Here is a 15,462-nt window from a genome sequence, read left to right on the forward strand (position 1 = left end):
GCGTGTCGCAGGTAGTTAGCTCGCGCGGCGGCGACGTAGGACGGCGTCCAAGTCGGCACAGTCACCGGATGCACCGAGCTCGTCCGCGAGCGCACCCACGTCACCCATGCGATCCCACTCACCAGCGCCCACGGTGATGGCTTCGATGCGACTCGCTCCCGCCTCAGCACGCGCCGGGCCACCGAAGCCTGCGCCCTCTGCTTCGCGGTGCATCGCCCGCAACGCCTCAGCCGACTTCTCGGCCTCTTCGCGCAGGAGCGCGGCAAGGTCGCGATCGACCTGGTCTTCGCGGCCCGGGCGGTCCGGATCGGTCGGCGTCGGCGGTTCAAGCTCATCGGCGGTCGCGCGCTGCAAGTAGAGGGGTGCCGGAACCGGAACGGGCGTCCACGAGTTGGTGTCGGCCGCGGCGGGCGAGGCCCTCGGTTCGATGTCATGCACAACGAATGCGGCGCGCTCGACCACCGGAGTGATCGCAACCTCGGCCACCGATTCGGCCTGCGGCGTCGAGACCGTCGCGGCCGCGACCTTATTAATGCGCTGCAGCATCCAGAGCGCGCCGCCGAAGGCAAGCACACCGACCACACCGCAGGCGATCGCGAGCCCGAGCACCATGCCGGTCGCGAGGCCAGCGCCGGTGACCACCATGAGCACGGCACCGAGTAGCCCGACGATGGTCGAGGCGAGGCGGCCGCGACGGCGGCGCGCCGCCGCTTCGCGTGCAAGGCTGCCTGCGGGACGAATGACCTCACCGGTGATGCGGCGATGCACCGCGCGCTCGGCGCCCGAGGCGCCGTTTGCCCAGCGCTCCTGCGCGCTCGAGGCGAGACCTGCAGCCCGAGCTTCAAGCTCTTCGGCCTGCTGGGCTGCCGCCCGCGCTCGCGCTGCCGCTTCCCGTCGTGCCTGTGCATCGGTCATTGCCGCCTCCGCCGCCTCTCGTTCTGCCGTCAATTGCGCCGTGCGCAGCTGGGCTGCCAGCCGCCAAGTTTCTTCGCGAAGTTCCTGTTCCTGGAGTTCCTGAGCCGCGCGCTCCTGTGCCGCGAGCGCTTCCCGTTCGCGCCGAGCAGCTTCGAGGCGGGCTTGTTCTCGCTGCGAGGCCACCTCGAGCTTCTCGGCGCGACGCAATTCGCGCTGTCGCGCGCGCACGGTGCGGGCCTTCGCTTCGAGCTCGACGATCTCGGGCTGGTCGGCGGTGGCCGCCATCGCGCGGATGGTTTGCTGCAGGCGAATCGCATTGCGCTGCAGCTGTCGCTCATTGTGTTCGCGCACCCAGCCGGGCACAAGGAGACCGACCCAGAGCAACGCAATCAGCGCGAGCGCGATCCCGCTGGTGCCTCCGAACTCCTGCATGCATCAAAGTTAGGAGCCAATGTGACGAATGTGACGCATTGTGACTGGTGTGTCTGCGCTAGCACAGGCCTACGACAGGTTGGTGGCGCGCTTCGAGAACCTCAGCGCACGGCTGGGGCTGGACCTCAGCGCACTGCTGGGCTGAACCTCAGCGCACTGCTGGGGCGAACCTCAGGGCACGATGCCTCAGCGCCGGCCGGGGTGCGTGGGGACCGACGGGTCGACCCGCCCCTCGCGCCACCGCGCGAGCACGCCTCCCGGCACCTCTTCGCGCACGAGCGCAAAGCAATAGTGGTCGCGCCAATCGCCATCAATGTGGATGTACCGCAGCCGCTCCCCCTCGTAGCGGAAGCCGAGCTTCTCAACCACGCGCAGCGAGGCGGCGTTTTCTGGCCGGATGCAGATCTCCATCCGGTGCAAGCCGAGCATCCCGAAGCAGTAGTCGGTTGCGAGTGCCACCGCAGTTGGCGTGAAGCCGCGCCCGGCCACCGATTGCGCCACCCAGTAGCCGAGCGTGGCCGACGACACGGCACCGTGCTGGATGCCCGAGACCGTGAGCTGCCCCACGATCGCATCCCGAGTGGTCAGCACAAACGGCATCGTTTCGCCGGCCTGCGATTGCTCGACGAGTGCCTTGATCGTGCCGCGCACATCCCAGCGCCCAGTGCCGCCCGGGAGCGTCGCTTCCCAGGGCTGCAACCACGCGCGGTGCTCAAGCAAGACCCGCTCAAGTTCCCGCGCATCGCGCGGACGCACCTGGCGCATCACCAGGTCGCCGTCGACGAGCGTCGGCGTGAACGGGGCCGAGAGTAAGTTCACGCGCCCGCATCCGGTTCGGGTTCGCGACCCAGCGCCGCCGCCTCATCGCGCAACCAGGCGCGAATCTCGGCACCAATCTCAGGATGCTTCGCCGCCAATTCGATGTTCGCTTTGAGGTAATCGACCTTATTACCCGTGTCATAGCGACGCTCGTTCAGGGTGAGCGCGACGACGCCGCCATAGCGCTCGGGGTTCGCGGCCAGTTCCTGCAGTGCATCGGTGAGCTGGATTTCCCCGCCTCGACCGGGTTCGGTGCGCGCGAGCACTTCGAACACCTCGGGACGAAGCACGTAACGCCCCACAATTGCGAGGTTCGACGGCGCATCCGCGGGTGCGGGCTTCTCGACAAGATTCGAGACCCAGACCGCCGGGTGGCCGTCGTGGTCAACCGTCGCCGGCTCGCCGTCTCGCAGGCAGGGCGCGACGACGCCATACGAAGAGGTCTGCTCCATCGGCACTTCCTGCACCGCAACGACGCTCGCGCCGGTGCGCAGGTGCACGTCGATCATTTCCTTCATGAACGCGCCGCCACCAATGATGATGTCGTCACCGAGGAGCACACCGAATGCCTCGTTCCCCACGTGCTGACGGGCGCGCAACACGGCGTGGCCGAGGCCGAGCGGTGCTCCCTGACGCAGATAGTGCACATCGGCAAGGTTCTGCGCGAAACGCACCGCGTCGAGCTTCGCCTCATCGCCACGAGCGTCGAGCGTTTCTTCAAGTTCGGCAACGCGGTCGAAGTGGTTTTCGAGCGGCGTCTTATTGCGGCCGGTCACCATGAGCACATCGTCGAGTCCGGCGGCAACGGCTTCTTCCACCACGTACTGAATGGCCGGACGATCGACCACCGGCAGCATTTCCTTCGGAATCGCCTTCGTGGCCGGCAAGAACCGGGTTCCGAGTCCCGCCGCGGGGATGACTGCCTTCGTTACGCGGTTCACCATGGGTGCATGCTACCCGCGGGAGTTCGCGTGTGCCGCCTAGGCTGGCCGCATGAATGCCGAACAGCGCGATGCCGAACTCATTGCTGAGAAACAAGCGCTCCGCACCGGGGTGCGGGCACGTCGCCGCGCCCGGCCGCAAGCCCAACGCGAACTCGTCGCCGAAGCGGTCGCCCAGCAATTGCGACGGCTGGTCGAAGAGCTGGATGCGCGCACCGTCGCCTGCTTCCTTTCGACCGAACTCGAACCGAGCACCCGCCCGTTCCTCGCCTGGGCGCGTGACGCTGGCGTGCGGGTGATCCTGCCGGTGGCCCGCGAAGACGGTCTGCTCGACTGGATCGTTGACACCGGCGAGGAGCGCATGCATCCGCGCCTGCGCATCCCCGAGCCGGTTGGCGAGCCGCTCAGCCCGATTGAACTCGATGAGGTCGACCTCATCGTGCTGCCCGCAGCCCTTGCCGGTCGCGATGGCTCACGGCTCGGTTGGGGTGGCGGCTACTACGACCGGATGCTCGGGTCGATGACCGATCCGCCGCCTGCCTATGCGCTCGTGCATCAGGATGAATTACTCGAGCAGGTGCCCACCCAGCCGCACGATATGCACGTCGATGGCGTGGTCACGGAAGAACAAACGATTAAATGTACTCGTAAAAACTGAAAAATAGTTTCAAAAAGACCATGCATCTGCGTACACTCTGTTGTTGCCAATCCGGCAATACAACGTATGTAGCGGACTGCGCCGATCGCGCGCCGCGTTTTGTTCTCGTAAGAGGAGGGGCCACATGCAGGGCTTCAAGGAATTCATCATGCGCGGTAACGTCATCGAGCTGGCCGTTGCGGTCATCATCGGTGGCGCATTCACCGCAATCGTCAACTCGCTTGTCGAGGGCATCTTCAACCCGATCATTGCCGCTGTCTTCAACAGCGACGACATTGCGAGCGCCGTGTGGAACATCGGCCCCGTCGCCCTCGGCGTCGGCGCCGTGATCGCTGCGATCATCCAGTTCCTGCTCATCGCACTCGTCGTGTACTTCGCGATCATCCTGCCGATGAACAAGCTCAACGAGCAGATGTACATCCGCAAGCACGGCCACAAGCCGGTTGAGGAAGAGGCTGCCGCCAGCGAGACCGATCTCCTCACCGAGATCCGCGACCTGCTCGCTGCCAACAAGCGGTAGTCACGCCGTAACCGCCGCCGGCACGCGCCGGTAGAGCGCAATGAACGCCCCCGACCAACGAGGTCGGGGGCGTTCTGCATTTCCCGCAAGGCGCGGCTACTAGCTGCGCTGCATGGTGTCGGGGGCGCGCAACCACATCGCAATCGGTGCCACGAGTACGACGGAAGCGAGCCCGAACGCCCAGGTGTAGCCGACCGAGTCGATGATGAGCCCGGCGACGATCGGGCCGAGGATCTGACCGACATCGGCTGACATTTGGAAAGTCGCGAGCGTCTTACCGCCCGAGCGTTCCCGGCCAATGACATCGGCAACGGCCGCCTGCGTAGCCGGGGCCGCCAAGCCCGCGCCGAAGCCAGCGATCAGGCTCGCAACGAAGGCGAACCAGAGCGCACCGGTGACGGCGAACAGCACGAGCCCGACCGCCGCGATGAGTAGGCCCACCATGATGAGCGGACGACGGCCGATCCGGTCACTCGCGCGCCCGGCCCACTGCAATGAGAGGACATTACCGAGTGCCCCCGTGGCGACAATGGCACCCGCTGCCCACGGCTCCCCCGAGAGTAATTGGCTCACGAACAGCGGCACGACCGCCGTCCGCATCCCCATATTTGCCCAGCCGTTCGCAAACCCAACCGAAAGCAGCGCCCGATAGCTCGGGAGCGCGAAGGCCTCGGCGAGCCGCATGGGCGGCAGCTTCGGCGCGTTCGTCGAATTCGCGTTCCGACCACGTCCGAGCATGATTGCGACAATGAGTGCCGCGATCACGAGACCGATGCCGTAAGCGATAAAGGGCACCTGCATCCCGATTTGGGCGAGAAGACCGCCGATGAAGGGGCCCGAGATGCCGCCGATGAGGAACATGCCGCCCCACATCGACGAGACCCGGCCGCGCAGCGCCGGCGGCGAGTACTTCACGACCATCGAGGACGAGGCGATGGTGAACATCACTGAACCGATGCCGCCGAGGCCGCGGTAGATGAGCAATTGCCAGTAGTCGGCGGCGAATGCGGTCGCGACTGATGAGAGCGCCACGATGAGCAGGCCCGTGACATACATTGGCCGCTCGCCGAAACGGTCGACGAGCGGGCCAGCGATGGGAGCACCAGCGAGGCGCATCACCGAGAACGCGGCGACCACGACGCTCACGAGCGTGGCGCCGACCCCAAACGAGTCGGCGAATTGCGGGAGCACCGGCACAATGAGGCCGAAGCCGACGGCGACAAAGAAGGTGGCGGCGAGGAGCGTCCAGATTTCAGCAGGGATGCGTTCGGTTGCGAGCGGTTTCCCCGCGTCGATCCGCTGAATTGGGATTGAGCCGGTTTCGAGCGATTCTGACTCCGCGAGGCGTTCGAAGCCGTCAGTGCGGGCGTCGTCGCCGCGCTTGTCGGCGTTGCGGTCAGACATTGACGCCTCAGACATTGGCCCGTCAGACATTGACATTGTGCGGTGGCACGTTTTCTATCAGCGCCGCGTCGTTCGAGCCCGAAGCTTCGTCGCGTCGCACGACAGTGGTGTCGTCGTCGAACACCACCTCGGCATCGCCCCAGCTATCACTGCGATCTTCGGCAGCGAGCACCGCGTTAATTCGCTCTGGCTCGCCAGCGCGTGCCGGGATGCGCTGCGGCGTGGGATCAGCGCCGGGTACCGGTGCGGTGGTGACGCGTCGACGTGGTCGCGACATGCTGCCTCGATTCGGATGCGCTGAAGAGTCGTTCACTGACCATAACCCTGGTCTGGGGCTGGGTATTCCGCAGCGTCTATTCCGCAGGGTCTATTCCGCGGCGGGGAGTGCGAGCCGCTCCCCCGCATCCTCGAGCTCGGTGGCCACCTCGGCCTCGGCGGCGGGCAGTTCGCCAGCTGCCGGCACCCGTTCCTCCGGCAGCGGCACCTCGAGCGCAATGGCGATGCGACGCGCGACCGCGGCCGGATCGGCAAAGAGTTCGAAGGCGTGCACGCGCAGGTAGTACCAACCGAGGCGCTTGAGCAGCTCTGGCCGCAAGCGCAGCTGGTCGCGCAGGGTCGGTGAGGCGAGCATCCTGTGCGCATCGAGATCGATGGCAATGGCGCGCGAACCATACGAGGCCGCGAGCGGAATGTGGCCGCGGTAGTCGCGGTCGACCCGCATCCCGAGCGCCGAGAGTCGGCGCGCCAGGTCAACGAGCATCGGGGCGTGCGATTCGTCGAGCTCCTCGGTTTGCCCTGGGCGTTCGGTGCGCTGCTCAAGTTCGTGCAGAATCTCAGCGAGCTCGATGGTGCCCGCGGTCATGCGGCTGAGGTCGAGCTGGTCGGGGCGCACGCAGCTCACAATCACGAGCGAGCGGCGGGCACGGGTCATGGCGACCGCGAGCGCGCGCTCGCCGAGCGGCGTTGCGAGCACGCCGAACTCTGAGAGCACCCGGCCGTGCGGCGTGATGCCGTAGCCGAGCGAGAAGATCACGCGGTCGCGGGCGAGCGCCGAGGCCTGCTCAATGGTGGTCACGATGAACGGCTCGCGGCGAGCACCGGTAAAGAAGTCGACGACCTCAGTGCGGTGCGTCATTGCCGACCACACCGCCTGTTCCACGCGCTGGGCGTGGGTTGCCGAGGCTGAGATGACCATGAGCGACTCGCGCGGGCGGTGAATGGCGTGGTCGAGCACGAGTTCTACCACGCGGGTGACCTCGGCGTCAGTTGCCTCGACGGCGCCGGTGCGTGGGTCGGGCATCCCGGTGCCATCGGGCACATACGAGAACGTGAGCGAGGAGTGGCCGAGGAAGGCACCCGCCCACGGCATCGATTCGAGACGGCCACCGTAGAAACGCTGGTTGACAAGTTCAACGAGGTCTTCCCCACCGGCCCGGTACGAGCGGGTGAGCGACATGGTCGGCAGAAATTCGGCGAGGCGTGCGTAGACCGAGTCGGCGACCCGGCTCGCGACGGTCGCGGCGTCAAGCCCCCGAGCTGGATGCGATTCGGTACGCGGGCGCACCGCGATCGTAAACTCGGCGGGCGTCTGCGTCGCCGGGTCACCAAAGGCGACCACCTGACGGGCGCGTCGGATTGCAGCCACAGCCTCTGCGGTCGACATATCGGCGGCGTCGACAAGCAGCACCGTGTCGAACTGGATGCGGTCGTCAATGCGCGGCACATCGTAGGGGCTCGCGAGCCACACCTGGGCAATCGAGCGCGAGAGTCGAGCCGCGCTGTCGACGAGCAGGCGCGAACTCACGCCGGGCGCGCGCAAGAGCTCACGCAGCGCCTCAGCCTCATCGGCCTGGTCGACGAGGTCGACCTTCCAAGTCTGCGCGAGCTGCCAGACGAGCTGGTTCGCGCTCGACTCAGTGTGGGCCTGGTCGACAAGACGGAAGTCGTTTTCAATGCGCGTAAGCACGCGAGTGTTCGCGTTGAGGAGCGCCTTCTGCTCCTGCAACTGAATCTCGAGCACCGATTGCCACCAGGCCTGCTCGAGCTCATCGGCAACCTCATCGCCCTCAATGTGACGTTCGAGGAGGTCAGCAAGAAGAGGCCCGAGCCCCTGACCGCGCAATTCGTCGGCGAGGCGCAGGCGCTCGACCGTGGTCTCAAGCACCTCCGATTCGGCCGCGAATCCGTCGAGGCGCTCATCGAGTTCGGCGATCGGAGTGTCGGCGATCGTGACCTCACCCGCATCCGAGAGCAGTTCATCCAGCGGTTGCATGAGCGCCGCGACCGCACGATAGTTACCACGCACCTGCTCGATACCCGTCGGCACATTCGGTAGCGCGCCGTCGGCGACGAAGCGGTGCCAGAGGATGCGCTGGCGGTGCACATACTTCAGCGATTCGTGCAGGTCGTTGACGCTCACGCCCGGGCGCACGAGTTCGCGGGCGACGACGCGCAATTCGCGGCGTCGCGCGGCCGGCATATCGCTACCTTCGCGGCGTCCGCCGGTCGCCTCGATAAGTTGCGGCAGATCGGCGTCGAACACCTCGTTCGAGAACCGATCGAGCGTTTCACGGATGTCGGCGAGCAGGCGCAGGTAGACGCCGAGCTGGGCGAATGACTCGGGCGGGCGCAGATTGGTTTGACCGACAATGCCGCGGCCCGCGTTGATGACCTCGGCGACGCGACCATCGGCGAGTTCGCGCGCGGTGGCGTGGGTGCGGGCGACCTCATCGGTCGACGAGAACGCAACCGAGTACCAGGGCGAGTCATCGGGGCCGTAGCGGAAAGCACCGAGGCGTCCGAGTTCTTGCAATTGCGCGGCCGCTGCCTTGCGCGCTTCGGGGTCGGCCAGGCGGCCGAGGGTGTCGCGTTCGAGGCGCGCGGTGGTTGACGGCGGCACATCGAGGAGTTCGAGCCGACTCAGCGCCTCGAGCACGTCAAAGGGTGAAACTCCGAATTCCGGCGTCTTCGCCGCGAGTGCGGCGCGATAGTCGGCGAGCACATGCCGCAGCCGCACGAGCGCATCGTCGAGTTCGCCGGTTGCCGGTCGTTCTGCACGCTCATTGCGGGCAATCGCCGCGACGGTATCGCGGCGCAGGGTGCGCGGTGTGACGGCGAGACCATCGAGGCCGACCGCGCGCAGGCGGCTGCGAATCGCACGAACCGAGGCGGCCCGCGGCGTCACCACGAGCACCCGCTTGTCGCGGTCGACGAGTTGCCCGATGGTGTTCACCACGGTTTGCGTCAGACCGGTTCCGGGCAGGGTCTCGACAACGAGGTTCGTGCCGCCGAGTACCGCGTCGATGACTCGCTCCTGCTCGGTGTCGGCGTCGAGGAGCAGTCGGTCGGCGGCCGGGTCGCGGCGGTCAGGGTCAATGCTCGTCTCAGTGCGGGCCGCGCCACGCAATCGGGCGCGCAGGTCACCGTCACCGGCGAGGGCATCAAGTACCGGATGCGCAAGCGCCGCGCCCTCAGCATCGAGACTGAGCTGCTCAGCGACATCGCCAAAGGTCGAGAGGGCCGCGCGCGCATCGACGAGGAACCCCGGGAGGATGCCGGCAGCTGCCCGCAGTGCTTCGAAGCCCGATTCGGGCAGGAGCGTATCGCCATCGCCCGCAGCCTCAAGCAGTTCGCTCGCGCGCACGGTGATGCCGTCATCGTGGAGCGCGCGCAGGAGCGCAACGTTTGGGTGGAGGCGTCCGCGCAGGCGCACCTCGTAGTCGCGGCCGAGGCGACGCAGGGTGGCGGCGCGGAGGAAGACGGGGCTGCGCATTTCGCCGCCGGTCGTCGTCCAAGAGGCAAGCCCGATCGCGAGCTGCACACAGCTGAGCCCGCGCGCCGACTCGAGTTCGGCACCCTTCTGCGCGACGAGATCTGCTGCATCCAGGGCATTTCGGAACGCGAGCGGTTCGCGCAGGAGGCTCGTAAGCATGACCGGTCGGCCAGCGAGGAGCGTCGCCACACCCGAAGGGTGGGCGGTCGTGAGATCAACATAGGTGCCGCGGTCGCCGCGGAAGTTGCGCAGCGCGCTCGGGCCACCGAGCGCGGCGATTTCCTCGCGCCAACGACGACGGGCCGCCTCGAGGTCTGGGGCGATTTCGGTGGGGAGATCGTCGTCGTCAGTTTCGGGCTCGGCGTCTGCCTCAGGGCCTGCCTCAGCGGCCGGCGCATCCGGTGCTTCAGCATCGCTCGCCGTGGTTTCGGCAGGAGCGCCCTCGACGCGGCGCAGGTTGAGCGGCGCGAAGGGGTTCACCGGTTCGGCGGCAGACTCGGCGGCAGGCTTCGTCTCAGCGTTGGCGTTGACGGCGCCGACGGGTGCGTCGAGGTCGATATCGACCTCAGCATCCTCGCGCTGACCGCGGGTCGCGAGGGCCTGGTCAACCCAGCCACCCGGATGCTCACCAACCTCGACACCGTCGCTCAGGTCGCGATCGCGGGCCCGCTCGAATTCAATCTCTTGGGTCTCGTGATCGCGCGTCTGATCATCCGGCGACGCTGACGGCGTGTCGTCGGAACTATTGCGCTTGCGAAAGAGACCCCACACGCTGTTCAACATAGGCGAGAGTGCCGCGCGTGGCCGGGAGCTTGGCGGGAGTTTCATGCATCCCTACTGTCGCCACGTCGTGCCGTGACGCCGGTACCATTGGTGGGCCGCCTCCGTAGCTCAGTGGATAGAGCATCCCTCTCCTAAAGGGAAGGCGCGGGTTCGATCCCCGCCGGGGGCACCATGCGGTTCTCGACGCGGAAAGAGCTTCGCCCGTTCGATCTTCCAGCCCTGGCTGATCGAACGGGCGAAGCCCAGTATGGCGGAGTGCTCCTGAGGTGCTACCAGGAGATCACATGCGGCTGCGATACGGCCTTGAGGCCGTCCACACCGAACTCGAGGCCGTAGCCCGACTGCTTCGCACCGCCGAAGGGCACGCGCGGGTCAATGGCGCCGTGCTTGTTGATCCAGGTGGTGCCGGCTTCGAGGCGGCTCGCGACCTTGATCGCCTCGTCGCGGTTGCTCGACCACACCGATGATCCGAGGCCGACGTCGAGAGCGTTCGCCTGCTCGATCACCTCGTCGAGGTTCGAGTACTTGATGATCGGCAGCGCCGGGCCGAACTGCTCCTCGGCAACGAGCGGGTTGTCGTTGTCGATGTCGGCGACGAGCGTCGTCGGGTAGAAGTAGCCGGGTGCGTCGTGGTCGGGGTTGCCGCCGACGAGGATGCGGGCGCCCGAGTCACGAGCCGCGTCAACGAGGCGGGTGACCACGTCGTACTGGCCCTTGTTCTGCAGCGGACCGAGCACATTCTGTTCGTCGAGACCCGGACCCATTGGCATCTGCTGGGCCACCTCGACGAGCGCGTCGCAGACCGCGTCATAGACGTCTTCGTGCACGTAGAGGCGCTTGAGCGCGGCACAGGTCTGGCCGGTGTTGATGAAGGCACCCCAGAAGAGATCTTGGGCAATGGCTTTCGGGTCGACATCGGGCAGCACGATGCCGGCGTCATTGCCGCCGAGTTCGAGGGTGAGGCGGGCGACGTTGTCAGCGGCATCACGAGCGATGATGCGGCCAACCTCGGTCGAACCGGTGAACATGACCTTGCCAATGCGCGGGTCAGTGGTGAGTGCCTGGGCGTCCTTGGCACCAGCGGGCACGACGACGAGCACGTCTTCTGGGAGCACCTCGTTCATCACGGCGGCAAGTGCGAGCACCGAAAGCGCCGTCGACGAGGCCGGCTTTGAGACGACCGTATTGCCCATCTTGAGCGAAGGAGCCCACTGCCAGATGGCGATCATCATCGGCCAGTTCCAGGGGTTGATCGCCGAGACGACGCCGATCGGTCCGTAGTGGAGCTCCGAACGGCCCGACTCGTCATCGACGAGCACCTCGGGTTCGAGTGCGAACGCCGCGTTCGCGCGCAACCAGGCGGCGCAGGCGCCAACCTCAAAGCGAGCGTTCGGGCCGTTAAGCGGCTTGCCCTGTTCGCGCGAGAGCAGTTCGGCAAGCGGCTCGGCCGCAGCCTCGATCGCGTCGGCGGCGGCGTTGAGGAGGCCGTTGCGTTCCTCCATCGAACGTGCGGCCCAGGCGGGCTGTGCGGCTGCGACGCGGTCAATCGCGGCGTCGACATCAGCCGCGGTAACCTGCGGCACGCGGGCGAACGCTTCGCCGGTCGAGGGGTCAATGGCGTCGCGGCCGCCTTCGGCGGGCTGAATCGCGGCGAGCAGGTCGTCGATAGTCTGGAAAGACATGTGGGGTGGCCTCTCTTCGTTGAGCGCGGCGCGCGATCGCGCCTTTCAGCGAGGCTAAGCGAGCGACCTGCGTGCAAACAATGACGGACGGACCGTCGGGCGCGAACAAACAAGGGCCGTGCAGTGGCGGGCAATTGGGATGCGGATCGCTCCGAAGAATTCGTCCCGGCATCATCCTTGCGGGCGAGTTGCTCACGCCAAATCAGGAGCAGAATCAATCTGTTTCGCATTCCTACGTCTCGGAGACCATCATGCGCAGTCCTATCTTTGACCAGGCCAACCATCGCGACCCGGCCACCGACCGCTGGGTCCTCGAGTCGCCGAAGCTGCTGCGACTCGGTTTCGGCCCGGATGCTATCGCCCAGAAGGGTGCGATGGTCGCCTACCGCGGTCAGCTCGACTTCGCCCACCAGGGTTCGAAGGGTATGGGCCAGTTCCTCAAGAAGCAGTTCACCGGTGAAGGCAAGAACCTCATGCGCGTGAGCGGCCAGGGTGAAGCGTGGCTCGCGAAGACCGCGCAAGAGATCTTCATGATGGAACTCGAAAACGAAGGCCTCACGCTCAACACCGACCACGTGCTCGCCTTCGATGCCTCGCTCAACTACGAGCCGCGCATGATCGGCAACGCCGGCATGCTCGCTGGCGGCCTGTTCAACCTCGAAGTGGGCGGCACAGGCACGCTCGCGGTGCTCAGCGACGGTGTGCCGCTCGTGCTCGATGCTTCGCAGATGCCCGTCTACACCGATCCGCAGGCAACTGTGTGCTGGTCAGCGAACCTCACCCCGACCATCAAGAACGACTTCAAGATGGGCGCGCTCATTGGTCGCGGTTCGGGTGAGTCGTTCCAGCTCGCCTTCCACGGTCCCGGCTTCGTGGTGATTCAGCCGAGCGAGGGCTACCCATACGTCCCCGCGGGCTAGCAACGCACCTAGACTGGCGGGCATGTCGCAACAGCTTGAAGCTTCCGCGTGGGTGCCCCTCGATACCGAAACGGCGTTCGCGCTCGCCCACACGCTGGGTGACGACCGCACTGCCTGGGACTCCGAGGTCGAGTCACGCATGCTCATCCGTGCGCATCGTGAACTCGGCCCCGGAGCGCAGGTGTTTGAGCGCGTGGGCAATGGCCGCCGCGTCATTGTCGAGGTCGATGTGTGGCACCCGGGCCAGCTCTCGAGCACGAAGCTGATCAAGGGGCCGTGGTGGCTCGCCGAATATGGCGAGGGCTGGCATGTGCGCCCCGACGAGGATGGCAGCCGGGTCACACTCAAGCTCACCTGGCGGCACGCGGCACCGCTGTTCGCCGACGCTGCCAGCGCGACGCTGCGTGCATCCTTGCGCGAGGAACTCGACCGGCGTATGGCCGACTTCGTCGTCGCGAGCGAGGATGCAACGCTCGTTTCCCGCGTGCGCGACCGGATGCGCTCGGGCGAACTCGCCCCCGGAGCCCGCCACCGCGAGCGGCGCTAGCACCGGCTCGCTACGCCGCCGGCAGATACGCCGACCACTCCGGCAGTTCGGTGTCGACACCGCGCATCTGCCAGGGTCGCGCCACCGGTGCCGCCGGCTGCCAGCGCAGGCGCCAGCCCATCTCTTCGGGCGTGCGATCACCCTTGACGTTGTTACAGCGCAGGCAGCAAGCGACGAGGTTCTCCCACGAGTCCACTCCCCCGCGTGAACGCGGCACCACGTGGTCAATCGTGTTCGCGAAGCGCTCGCAATAGGCGCAGCGGTGCTCATCACGGCGCAACACGCCCTTGCGCGAGACAGGGGTGCGCTTCGCCATTGGCAGGCGCACATAGCGCGTGAGCAGAATCACTCGGGGTCGCGCGAATTGTGAGTGCGTCGCGCGCAGCGGATTCGCCTCGTCGGCTTCGAGCACTGCGGCCTTCCCTCCGAGTACCAGGATGAGGGCGCGGCGGTCACTGACCACGGCGAGCGGCTCGTAGCCGGCGTTGAGGACGAGGGTGCGCATGCGGTTCCTTCCGGTCATCCCCGCGGATTCGGGGTTTCCTGGGGTGATCGCGGGAGCGTCTCGGAAACAAGACACGGCACCGCCGCGTGGCGATGCCGTGAAAAGTTGGAGAGTTGCGCACCGGCAACTATGCCGTGGTGCGCGTGCCGCTCGAATCCCGAGCAGCCTCGTGCATCCCTGGGCGGGATGAACGTGACGACTCGCATGACGGATCCTTTCGCGGCTGACGCTGTGTGATCCCGGCGATAGTACCCCGGGCCGAGTGCTCGCGCACGGTTTCGCCGCGCCAAGCGTGCAGCCGGTCACGAAACGTTCACTCGAATGTTGATTCGAGCTAGCGATCGTCCTAGAGAAGACCGAGGTTGCCGAGCCAGATCTCGGGGTCGACGTTCGTGCCGCCTTCGAAGACCTCGAAGTGCAAGTGGCATCCGGTCGAGGCGCCGGTGGTGCCAGCGTAACCGATGATGTCGCCGGAGTTCACGAACTGGCCGGGCGAAACGAGCATCGTTTCGAGGTGGGCATAGCGGAACGTCGTCGAGCCCGAGCCATCGAGGTCGATGGTGTTGCCATAGGTGCCTGACCAGCCGGCTGCGGCGATCGTGCCCGAGCTCACCGCGTAGAGCGGGGCGCCGCAGGTGCCGCCGGCGACCGTAAAGTCGGTGCCGCGGTGGAAGCTCGACACACCGGTCACCGGCGGAATGCGGTTGCCGTAGCTACTGGTGATCTGGGCACCTGGGCCCATCGGCGACGAGTAGGCCGTGCTCGCGGGCGTCATAGCTGACTCCGGCGAGAGTGTCTCGGCGATTGTCGGGGCAATTGTTTCGGCGGCAGCAAGCACCGCTTCCGTGTCAAAGGCCGCGACCGTGGTCTCTTCGACAACGGCTTCAGGCGCGGGAGCTGCAGCAACTTCAGTTGCGGCGGTCTCGGGCAAGGCTGCTACGTCGGCGGTGGTCTCAGTGGTGGTCATCGCACCCATCAGGTTGGCCTGGTGCTCGACCGGCGCCGGAGCGTTCGCGGCCGAGGCGAGACCCACCGTTGCCATGGCACCCACCGAGGCTGCAGCAGCAAAGCCACCGGCGACGCGGCGACGGCGCTGGCTGACAATCTGGGCTGGCACGGCGGCTCGCACGGTAATCGCGCGGCCAGCGAATGATGCCGGGATGCGAGCAGGTGCGGCTGCGACGGCCGGCTCCGCAATGCGCTCAAGCAGCTCGGCGGGAATCACCGAGATCAATGCGTTGAGTTCGTTGCGCTTGATTTCGCCGGTGTCGTGTCGGAAGTCGTGGGCGATGACCGGCTGGACCGTTGGCGCGACGGCGACGGGACGAACGCCAGTGAGTCGCTCGATTTCCCGGGCCTGACGACGTGTCAATGGAGCAGTCGTGGTGTTATTCACAGAAGTTGACCTTTGCGCCGCGCCGAGATTCCGCCCGCCCACCGAGAGACTCGGTTTTCTCACTCCGAGGGGGCGGGATCGCGGCGCCTCGGTGGCAGTTGAACGCCGTATGCGTTCTCGATAACACCACGATAACGAAAGGTCACGGAAATGTCACGGTTTTGTGAC

General features: G+C 66.4%; 13 protein-coding genes and 1 tRNA gene. 5 read left to right on the plus strand and 9 right to left on the minus strand.

Annotation, left to right across the window (positions count from 1 at the left end; all coding sequences use genetic code 11):
- Nucleotides 1-15: 15 nt before the first annotated feature.
- The 3 genes from EG850_RS03920 to galU all read right to left on the minus strand — a co-directional run bounded on the left by EG850_RS03920 (nucleotide 16) and on the right by galU (nucleotide 3,110).
- Nucleotides 16-1,347, minus strand: coding sequence for a coiled-coil domain-containing protein (locus EG850_RS03920; RefSeq protein WP_124970274.1), 1,332 nt, complete (start codon nucleotides 1,345-1,347; stop codon nucleotides 16-18).
- Nucleotides 1,348-1,533: 186 nt separating this feature from the next.
- The gene (locus EG850_RS03925) at nucleotides 1,534-2,112 is read right to left on the minus strand and encodes a GNAT family N-acetyltransferase (RefSeq protein ID WP_124970776.1); all 579 of its coding nucleotides are present in this window, start codon (nucleotides 2,110-2,112) and stop codon (nucleotides 1,534-1,536) included.
- Between the two features lie 50 nt (nucleotides 2,113-2,162).
- A complete protein-coding gene (gene galU / locus EG850_RS03930) occupies nucleotides 2,163-3,110 on the minus strand; it encodes a UTP--glucose-1-phosphate uridylyltransferase GalU (protein ID WP_124970277.1) in 948 nt (315 codons plus the stop codon).
- A 49-nt stretch (nucleotides 3,111-3,159) separates the two neighbouring features.
- On the opposite strand from galU, the gene EG850_RS03935 reads away from it, so the two are divergent.
- Together EG850_RS03935 and mscL are read left to right on the plus strand one after the other, a co-directional pair.
- Nucleotides 3,160-3,765 carry a 5-formyltetrahydrofolate cyclo-ligase gene (locus EG850_RS03935; RefSeq protein WP_124970280.1) on the plus strand — a complete coding sequence of 202 codons (606 nt, stop codon included), beginning with the start codon at nucleotides 3,160-3,162 and terminating at the stop codon, nucleotides 3,763-3,765.
- A 124-nt stretch (nucleotides 3,766-3,889) separates the two neighbouring features.
- A complete protein-coding gene (gene mscL, locus EG850_RS03940; protein WP_124970283.1) occupies nucleotides 3,890-4,285 on the plus strand; it encodes a large conductance mechanosensitive channel protein MscL in 396 nt (131 codons plus the stop codon).
- 99 nt (nucleotides 4,286-4,384) lie between these two features.
- Here mscL and EG850_RS03945 read toward each other — a convergent pair whose 3' ends face one another.
- The 3 genes from EG850_RS03945 to EG850_RS03955 form a co-directional block, all read right to left on the minus strand.
- Nucleotides 4,385-5,689 (minus strand): MFS transporter, encoded by a 1,305-nt coding sequence (locus EG850_RS03945; RefSeq protein WP_124970286.1) that lies wholly within the window; start codon nucleotides 5,687-5,689, stop codon nucleotides 4,385-4,387.
- Between the two features lie 22 nt (nucleotides 5,690-5,711).
- On the minus strand, nucleotides 5,712-5,966 hold the full coding sequence (locus tag EG850_RS03950; protein WP_124970289.1) for a hypothetical protein: 255 nt from the start codon (nucleotides 5,964-5,966) through the stop codon (nucleotides 5,712-5,714).
- A gap of 90 nt (nucleotides 5,967-6,056) precedes the next feature.
- A complete protein-coding gene (locus EG850_RS03955; RefSeq protein WP_124970292.1) occupies nucleotides 6,057-10,232 on the minus strand; it encodes an ATP-binding protein in 4,176 nt (1,391 codons plus the stop codon).
- Nucleotides 10,233-10,341: 109 nt separating this feature from the next.
- Between EG850_RS03955 and EG850_RS03960 the strand changes: the two genes are divergently transcribed.
- Nucleotides 10,342-10,416 (plus strand) — tRNA-Arg (locus EG850_RS03960).
- 97 nt (nucleotides 10,417-10,513) lie between these two features.
- Here the strand turns inward: EG850_RS03960 and EG850_RS03965 are convergent.
- The gene (locus EG850_RS03965) at nucleotides 10,514-11,926 is read right to left on the minus strand and encodes an aldehyde dehydrogenase family protein (protein WP_124970295.1); all 1,413 of its coding nucleotides are present in this window, start codon (nucleotides 11,924-11,926) and stop codon (nucleotides 10,514-10,516) included.
- A 251-nt stretch (nucleotides 11,927-12,177) separates the two neighbouring features.
- Here EG850_RS03965 and EG850_RS03970 point away from each other — a divergent pair, with 251 nt between their 5' ends.
- Together EG850_RS03970 and EG850_RS03975 are read left to right on the plus strand one after the other, a co-directional pair.
- Nucleotides 12,178-12,846 (plus strand): AIM24 family protein, encoded by a 669-nt coding sequence (locus tag EG850_RS03970; protein WP_124970298.1) that lies wholly within the window; start codon nucleotides 12,178-12,180, stop codon nucleotides 12,844-12,846.
- Between the two features lie 22 nt (nucleotides 12,847-12,868).
- On the plus strand, nucleotides 12,869-13,393 hold the full coding sequence (locus EG850_RS03975; protein WP_124970301.1) for an SRPBCC family protein: 525 nt from the start codon (nucleotides 12,869-12,871) through the stop codon (nucleotides 13,391-13,393).
- A gap of 10 nt (nucleotides 13,394-13,403) precedes the next feature.
- Here the strand turns inward: EG850_RS03975 and EG850_RS03980 are convergent, their stop codons facing one another.
- A complete protein-coding gene (locus tag EG850_RS03980; RefSeq protein ID WP_124970304.1) occupies nucleotides 13,404-13,898 on the minus strand; it encodes an HNH endonuclease in 495 nt (164 codons plus the stop codon).
- Between the two features lie 346 nt (nucleotides 13,899-14,244).
- Entirely contained in the window at nucleotides 14,245-15,270 is a 1,026-nt protein-coding gene (locus EG850_RS03985) for a M23 family metallopeptidase (RefSeq protein WP_124970307.1), read from the minus strand.
- Between the last annotated feature and the right edge of the window lie 192 nt (nucleotides 15,271-15,462).

The organism is Gulosibacter macacae (assembly GCF_003865375.1).
In the GTDB taxonomy this organism is placed as follows: domain Bacteria; phylum Actinomycetota; class Actinomycetes; order Actinomycetales; family Microbacteriaceae; genus Gulosibacter; species Gulosibacter macacae.

Excerpts from the sequence above, each read along its gene's own strand:
- EG850_RS03920 (WP_124970274.1), bottom strand. The coding sequence starts at position 1,347 with ATGCAGGAGTTCGGAGGCACCAGCGGGATCGCGCTCGCGCTGATTGCG.
- EG850_RS03925 (WP_124970776.1), bottom strand. The coding sequence starts at position 2,112 with ATGCGCCAGGTGCGTCCGCGCGATGCGCGGGAACTTGAGCGGGTCTTG.
- galU (WP_124970277.1), bottom strand. The coding sequence starts at position 3,110 with ATGGTGAACCGCGTAACGAAGGCAGTCATCCCCGCGGCGGGACTCGGA.
- EG850_RS03935 (WP_124970280.1), top strand. The coding sequence starts at position 3,160 with ATGAATGCCGAACAGCGCGATGCCGAACTCATTGCTGAGAAACAAGCG.
- mscL (WP_124970283.1), top strand. The coding sequence starts at position 3,890 with ATGCAGGGCTTCAAGGAATTCATCATGCGCGGTAACGTCATCGAGCTG.
- EG850_RS03945 (WP_124970286.1), bottom strand. The coding sequence starts at position 5,689 with ATGTCTGACCGCAACGCCGACAAGCGCGGCGACGACGCCCGCACTGAC.
- EG850_RS03950 (WP_124970289.1), bottom strand. The coding sequence starts at position 5,966 with ATGTCGCGACCACGTCGACGCGTCACCACCGCACCGGTACCCGGCGCT.
- EG850_RS03965 (WP_124970295.1), bottom strand. The coding sequence starts at position 11,926 with ATGTCTTTCCAGACTATCGACGACCTGCTCGCCGCGATTCAGCCCGCC.
- EG850_RS03970 (WP_124970298.1), top strand. The coding sequence starts at position 12,178 with ATGCGCAGTCCTATCTTTGACCAGGCCAACCATCGCGACCCGGCCACC.
- EG850_RS03975 (WP_124970301.1), top strand. The coding sequence starts at position 12,869 with ATGTCGCAACAGCTTGAAGCTTCCGCGTGGGTGCCCCTCGATACCGAA.
- EG850_RS03980 (WP_124970304.1), bottom strand. The coding sequence starts at position 13,898 with ATGCGCACCCTCGTCCTCAACGCCGGCTACGAGCCGCTCGCCGTGGTC.